The sequence below is a fragment of the Bartonella sp. MM73XJBT genome (assembly GCF_028618465.1).
Lineage (GTDB): Bacteria > Pseudomonadota > Alphaproteobacteria > Rhizobiales > Rhizobiaceae > Bartonella.
Genome location: NZ_JAQISY010000043.1, coordinates 1 through 7,805 on the forward strand (window position 1 = coordinate 1; position 7,805 = coordinate 7,805).

At 38.1% G+C, this 7,805-nt stretch carries 1 protein-coding gene and 1 pseudogene; both read left to right on the forward strand.

Annotation, left to right across the window (positions count from 1 at the left end; translation table 11 throughout):
• The coding region (locus tag PVV69_RS08595) for a Vomp family autotransporter (RefSeq protein WP_273757184.1) at positions 1 to 3,070 on the forward strand (3,070 nt) is incomplete at its 5' end.
• A 440-nt stretch (positions 3,071 to 3,510) separates the two neighbouring features.
• Positions 3,511 to 7,805: pseudogene (locus tag PVV69_RS08600) on the forward strand (hypothetical protein); the annotation flags it as partial.

Below are 7,805 nucleotides of genomic sequence, written 5' to 3' on the forward strand. Positions count from 1 at the left end.
CACGAATGGTGGTATTGTTAAGAACAATTACCAGAATGTTGCTGATGCTTTTGATGCTGTTGATACTTCTATCACAGATATCTATAGTCAGATTAACAATGTAACAGGCAATAGTCTTGTTAAATGGGATGAAAATCAGAAACTTATCACTATTGGTGCGCAAAAAGATGGCACAAAAATCAGTATTGCCAACTCTAATGGCCAAAATCGAGTTATTTCTGGTGTTGCAGATGGTAACCTGGGAAAGGCTTCAACTGATGCTATTAATGGCAGCCAGATTAATAAGATATCAGGAGATATAGCACAATTCTTTGGTGGAGATGCAGCATTTCAGGATGGTACTTTTGTAGGTCCAAGATATAATTTATCTACAGTTTCTGCAGATGGTAATGTAGAACAGAAGACCTTTGACAATGTTGGTGATGCTTTAACAGGGCTTGATGCGAATGTCAAAAATGTCAATAAACATGTACAATATGTAGACAATAAATTTAATAAGTTCTCTCAAGATGCCCTCTTGTGGGATGATGGGAAGAGAGCATTTTCTGCACGCCATGAAAAAGGTGAAGGTAAAACAGACAGTAAAATTACCTCTCTTTTGAAGGGTGATGTTACGGAAGATTCAACAGATGCCATCAATGGTTCTCAGCTTTATGCGATGGGTTATAAGATTGCTAATTATTTTGGCGGTGGTGCGCATTATGAGAATGGAAAGTGGATTAAGAATCCTGAGTTTAAAGTTACTGAGCGCAATGAGAATGGTGATCTCGCTCAGGGAATATATTATAATGTTGCGGATGCTTTTGGAGGAATCGACAATTCTATCACAGACATCTATAATCAAATTAACAATGTGACAGAAAATAGTCTTGTGAAGCAAGAAGGAGAGAATGGCCTTATCACTGTTGGTAAAGAAACGGGTGGTACAAAAATCAGTATTGCAAATAAAAATAATCAAGAGAGAACTATTTCTGGTGTGAGAGAAGCAACACTTTCTATAACATCAACAGAAGCAGTCAATGGTTCTCAGCTCTTTAAGACTAATGAAAACGTCACCACTGTTACTAATAACTTATCGAAAGTTGCTCAAAATACATCGAAGTACTTTGGTGGCAACACAGATGTACTGAACGGTGTAGAGCCCACCTTCCTTATTGATGGAGATTCATATAATAATGTCACAGAGGCTTTCACGGGGGTGAATGTTTCTATCCATAAGATTGATAATAAAATCTCTAATTTGGAAAAAAATAATCTTGTGAAGCAAGAAGGAGGTGTAACAAGTATTATCACTATTGGTAAGGATACCGCTGGTACTGAAATCAATATTGCAGGTGTTGGTAAGGTAGCACGCAAGATTTCTGGTGTGCAGGCAGCAGAGAAGGGCGATGAAGCTGTTAACAAAAGTCAACTTGATAAAAGCATAAAGGATATTACTAAAGATATTGAGACAGTAACTGCTGCTGCGGTTCTCTATGATAAGAATGACGATGATAGTGTTAATTATGGTAGCGTAACTTTGGGTGGTGATAAGAACAACGGACCGGTTGCTCTTCATAACGTGAAAGATGGTAGCATTTCTGAAAATTCCCACGATGCAATCAATGGTAGTCAGATTAATAAAATATCAGCAGATATTGCAAAGTTTTTTGGAGGTGGTGCAAAGTTTATTAACGGTGCTTTTGAAGGGCTGAAATATACTTTATCGGCTATTGTAGATGGTGAGGTAGGGCAGGCTAATTTTTATGACGTTGGTTCAGCTTTAAAAGGTCTTGATAAAAATGTTAAAGATGTGAATCAACGCTTAACAAATGTATCTAATGAGTTTAATCAGAACATTGAAGATTTATCTAAAGATGCTTTACTGTGGGATGATGATGAAGAAGCATTTGTTGCACGTCATGAAAAAGATGGCAAGAAGACAAACAGCAAGCTTAAATATCTCGTAGATGGTGACATTTCTGTAGATTCAACGGATGCAATTAATGGCAGCCAGCTTTATTCCGTAAGTAATCAACTTGCTGCTTATTTTGGCGGTGGTGCTAAATATGAAAATGGCCAATGGACAGCACCTCAATTCAAGATTGTTCAAGTTAATGCTGATGGTACGACGGTTGAGAAAACCCATGATAATGTTGCTGATGCTTTTGGGGACGTCAATCAAAATATGTCAAATATTAATAATCGTATTGATGATGTCATCAACAAGGGCGATTCAGATGCGTTAAAGTGGAATAAGGAAAAGGGAGCTTATGATGCTACTCGTGATGGAACGCCAAGTAAGATTATTAATGTAGCTGATGGTAAAATTGCAAAAGGTTCCAAAGATGCAGTTAATGGCGGACAGCTTTGGCAAACCAATGAGCGTGTTGCAAAAGTTGAAAATCGTGTTGAGATTATCGACAAAAAAGTTGATAATATTTCCAATACGATTGAGGATATTGGTGATACAATTACCAATATTAATGTCAGAGTTGATAATATTGACGACAAGGTTAACAACATTGCTGAGGATGCTGTTCGCTATGACAGAGATGAAAACGGTAAAAAAACCAATAAAATCACTTTGAAAGGTGGCGATCCTAGTGAACCTGTAATGATTGATAATGTTGCGGATGGCCGCATTGAAAAGAGTTCGAAAGAAGCTGTAAATGGTGGACAACTCCATGACTACACCAAAGAACAGATGAAAATCGTTCTCGATGAATCAAAGAAATACACAGATCAACGGGTAAATAATATCGTTATTGATGCGATTGACGATGCTGTTGATAAGTCTAAACATTATACCGATATGAAGTTTAATGCTTTAAATTACAGCATTGAGGGAGCACGAAAAGAAGCGAGACAAGCAGCAGCTATTGGTTTAGCAGTAGCTAACTTACGCTATAATGAAACACCTGGAAAATTAAGTGTTGGATTTGGGAGTGGTTTATGGCGTAGCCAATCTGCCTTTGCCTTTGGTGCTGGTTATACATCAGAGAAGGGAGATATTCGGTCTAATGTATCTATCACCACTTCCGGGGGTCATTGGGGTGTAGGCGCGGGATTCAATATGACTCTGAACTGATCTAAAAACTTTTCTTAAATCCACTCTTTGCCCTTGCTTTGATGAAGCAGGGGCATTCTAGTAAGAGCTTTAAAATCCATTTTAATGAAGTGAAAAATCTTATCCGTGAACAATAAACCGTCTCTTAAAAGGCTGATCCATAAGCATAAAGATTGTGTCAACTTCACAGAAGATACAATTAAACAAACGATGCGTCATATTTGATAAAAACTAAAACGTATTTAATTATGAAAATCACTTTTTTATGTTTCTCACATTGACTTTCACAAATAGGCTCCTAATTCCCCTTAAAGGTGATGTAGCAATAACAGCTTATATCTTGTTTTATTTATAGTCTAAAAACACGCTGTAAAAGCACAAATACACAAAGAAAAGACAGAGCTTTAAAACTCTAGAATGTGTCTTTTGTGTTTAAAAAGTATTATTATGAGGGGGGTATTATGAAAAAATTATATACAACACAAACGGCATGTGATTTAAAATTTTCTCGTTCACATGATAGGACCTCGTTTTTTAAAGGAGTTTTATTGGGCACTGCGGTGGTCTTATTTTTATCAAATGGTTCTCCTGTTTTTTCAGCAAAACTTGATTTAACAAAAGTATCTCTTGAAAGTGTAAAGAATACTGCTGTGGTTTATCCCCAAAGCATTATCTCTGCATATGATTACTATGATGGTGATGAGAAAAATGATTTAACAGCATTGAATGTGGCAATGATGGCAAAAGTTGACGCTTCTGATGACTATGCAATTTTTTTAACCAAAACCGTTTCTGCTATAAGCAATGAAGATCCTATTGTGAATGTTTTGAGGACAGATGGCAAAAACTCATTGGAAAGAACATTAGATGCAGGCGGGCAATTTGTCGCTGATAATCGTGTAGTCCAAAATTTTGCACAGCATGGTGAGAATACAGCGATTATTGATGCATTCAATCCTTTGCGTAATGACTCTATGGTTAGAATGCAGCGCGGTACCGGACTACAACGTGACGGCGTAGAAGGTACGAGTGTCATATTTGGTAATAATATAACAAAGGATAAAAAGCTCCATTCTAATAGTGATATTGTTGCTATTGGTGCTGAGATAAAAGTATCTGCGGCAGATACGGTTGCTGTTGGTTATGGTGCGCAGGTGGATAATAGCTTTACTGTTGCTGTAGGTCATTTGGCGTACGCTGTAGGTGAAAAAAGTATCGCAATAGGTGGCGAAGGTAGAAGTGGTAGTAAACCAGTTCCTTCTGAGGGACGTACAATAGCGACGGGCGTAGAATCAATTGCTATTGGACATCGTGCTAAGGCTGATAGTGAGGGATCTGTAGCTTTGGGTGCTTATACAAAAACGACGGTAAAATTAGGTGTTGCTCTTGGAGATGAGTCTGTAGCTGATGTTGCTGCTGGCGCTATCGGTTACAGTTCTTTAACTAAGAGCGTTGCAGATTCTAATAGCATCGTTTGGGCGAGCACGTTAGCTGCGGTGAGTGTTGGTGATACTAAATTAAAAAAAACGCGCCAGATTGTAGGAGTGGCAGCTGGTAGCGACGATACTGATGCCGTTAATGTTGCGCAGCTAAAAGCGTTAGAATTGTACGTAGACCAAGGTTGGAAGCTATCAGTTGGAGGGAAAGATGCTACAAAGGTTGGTATAACGGGCGTAGTAGATTTATCAACAGAAAGTAACAATCTTAAGATTACAAAAGGTGAAGAAGATAATAATGTCAAATTTGATTTAGCTGATAGTATTACAGTGACGAAAGTTACCGCAGGAAGAAGCACTATGAGTGATGATGGCTTTCTGTTTGCTGATGGGGCTAGAATAACTGTGGATGGCATTCATGCTGGTGATAAAACGATTAAAGGAGTAGCGGCAGGGGAAGAAGATACCGATGCAGTGAATTTTGCACAGCTACAAGAGACAAAAGATCAAATAGTAAAAAATAGTCTTGTCAAGCAAGATGAGGGAGAAGCAGGTAGGATCACCATAGGTAAAGAGACAGGTGGTTCTGTAATTAATGTTACAAACAAATCAGGTGATGCTCGTACAATTTCCGGTGTGAAGGCAGCAGAGAATGATGATGAAGCCGTTAATAAAAAACAACTCGATGGTCAGATTGCAGATATTGTTGACACCGTAAAAAGTAATAGCCTTGTTAAGCGAGAAGAAGAGACAAATCGTATCACCATTGGTAAGGAAATAGAAGGCGCAGAGATTAATATTACAAATAAATCAGGTGAAGACCGGACTATTTCTGGTGTGAAAGCAGCAGAGAATGATGATGAAGCTGTTAATAAAAAACAACTCGATGGTGAAATTGCAGATATCACGGACAATATTAAGGTCATTAAAGAAGCAAATAGCTTTGCTGTCCTCTACGATAAAAATACAGATGGCACTGTCAATTATAATAGTGTGACTTTAGGTGGTGATAAGACTACGGCACCAGTTGCACTCCATAATGTACAAGCTGGTATAATTGCAGAGGGGTCGCATGATGCAATCAATGGTAGCCAGATTGAAAAAATATCCCGAGATGTAGCAAACATTTTTGGTGGTAATGCGGAATTTAGTGAAGGTACTTTGTTCGGTCCACTCTATCATTTATCGCAGATTTCTGAAGATGGTGTAGTATCTAAGGATCATAATAATGTTGGTTCTGCTTTGACAGGGCTTGATGAAAATATCAACAATGTGAATAGCCGCTTAACACATGTAGCCAATGAGTTTACTCAGAAAATTGATGGTTTTTCTAAAAATTCTCTGTTGTGGAGTGATGATGAGCAGGCATTTGTAGCGCAGCATGGAGAGGGAAGAACAAATAGCAAAATTAAGTTTCTTGCCAATGGAGATATCACAGAAGATTCAACTGATGCCATAAATGGTTCGCAACTCTTTTCTACCAATCAGACAGTAGTTAAACTAGTTACGGCTTTTCATGAGGCAAACAAGAATATATCAAAGTATTTTGGTGGTGGTGCAGACGTATCTAACGGTAAGGCGCCCACTTACACCATTCAAGGCAAACCACATGATAATTTTGAATCTACTTTTAATGCTGTTGATAATTCTATCACGAAGATCCAAAATCAGATTGCGGATGTGACAAAAAGTAGCCTCGTTAAGCAAGAAGACAATGAGGGTGCCATCACCATAGGTAAGGCAACAGGTGGTTCTGTAATTAATATTACAAACAAATCGGGTGAAGACCGGACTATTTCTGGTGTGAAGGCGGCTGTTGCGCACAATGAAGCTGTTAATAAAGCCCAGCTTGATAAAAGTATAGAGAAGATTTCTAAGGATATTAATTTGGCAAGTGCTGCTGCTGTCCTCTACGATAAAAATACAGATGGAACCATTAATTATAAGAGTGTGACTTTAGGTGGTGATAAGACTACGGCACCAGTTGCACTCCATAATGTAGAAGCTGGTATAATTGCAGAAGGGTCGCATGATGCAATCAATGGTAGCCAAATTAATAAAATATCTGGAGATATAGCGAATTATTTTGGTGGAGATACATCATTTGAGAATGGTACCTTTAAAGGACTAAAATATAGTTTATCTTCTATTGTTGAAGATGGTCAGGTAGCAAAAGTGAACTATTATGACGTTGGCTCTGCTTTGGATGGTCTTGATGCGAATGTGAAGAGTGTGAATACGCATCTGACGAATGTAGTCAAAGATGTTAATGAAAAAATCACGAATATTACTCAAGAAGTTAAAGGGGATGCCTTGTTGTGGAGCGATGATGATCAGGCATTTGTAGCGCAGCATGGAGAGGGAAGAACAAATAGCAAAATTAAGTTTCTTGCCAATGGAGATATCACAGAAGATTCAACTGATGCCATAAATGGTTCGCAACTTTTTTCTACCAATCAGAATATTACTACTGTTACGAATAATCTAGCAAAAATTTCTCAAAATACATCTAAATATTTTGGTGGTGGTGCAGACGTATCTAACGGTAAGGCGCCTACTTACACCATTCAAGGCAAACCACATGATAATTTTGAATCTACTTTTAATGCTGTTGATAATTCTATCACGAAGATCCAAAATCAGATTGCGGATGTGACAAAAAGTAGCCTCGTTAAGCAAGAAGACAATGAGGGTGCCATCACCATAGGTAAGGCAACAGGTGGTTCTGTAATTAATATTACAAACAAATCGGGTGAAGACCGGACTATTTCTGGTGTGAAGGCGGCTGTTGCGCACAATGAAGCTGTTAATAAAGCCCAGCTTGATAAAAGTATAGAGAAGATTTCTAAGGATATTAATTTGGCAAGTGCTGCTGCTGTCCTCTACGATAAAAATACAGATGGAACCATTAATTATAAGAGTGTGACTTTAGGTGGTGATAAGACTACGGCACCAGTTGCACTCCATAATGTAGAAGCTGGTATAATTGCAGAAGGGTCGCATGATGCAATCAATGGTAGCCAAATTAATAAAATATCTGGAGATATAGCGAATTATTTTGGTGGAGATACATCATTTGAGAATGGTACCTTTAAAGGACTAAAATATAGTTTATCTTCTATTGTTGAAGATGGTCAGGTAGCAAAAGTGAACTATTATGACGTTGGCTCTGCTTTGGATGGTCTTGATGCGAATGTGAAGAGTGTGAATACGCATCTGACGAATGTAGTCAAAGATGTTAATGAAAAAATCACGAATATTACTCAAGAAGTTAAAGGGGATGCCTTGTTGTGGAGCGATGATGATCAGGCATTTGTAGC